At 45.3% G+C, this 236-nt stretch carries 1 protein-coding gene; it reads right to left on the bottom strand.

Features of this window, described 5'->3' with window-relative positions; all coding sequences use genetic code 11:
* Window positions 1-16: 16 nt before the first annotated feature.
* Window positions 17-236: UvrD-helicase domain-containing protein (locus tag IEX97_RS13290; protein WP_188883554.1), on the bottom strand; the 220-nt coding region annotated here is incomplete at its 5' end.

The following is a 236-nucleotide window of genomic DNA, read 5'->3' on the forward strand; positions in this document are numbered from 1 at the left end:
AACGCATTGGCTGCGTTTAAAATCGTTGCGGTTGAACGATAATTTTAAACGCATTGGCTGCGTTTAAAATCGTTGCGGTTGAACGATAATTTTGTTCCAATCGAATCAGTTGCGTATCTGAAAAATCCTTGGAGAACCGCTGGATATTCTCCACTTTGGCTCCTCGCCAACCATAAATCGATTGATCATCGTCCCCAACCGCCATCACAGCCGCCTGCTCGCCAGCTAAAAGCTTT

Source organism: Paenalicyclobacillus cellulosilyticus, from assembly GCF_014647315.1.
Taxonomy (GTDB): Bacteria; Bacillota; Bacilli; order Alicyclobacillales; family Alicyclobacillaceae; genus Alicyclobacillus_J; species Alicyclobacillus_J cellulosilyticus.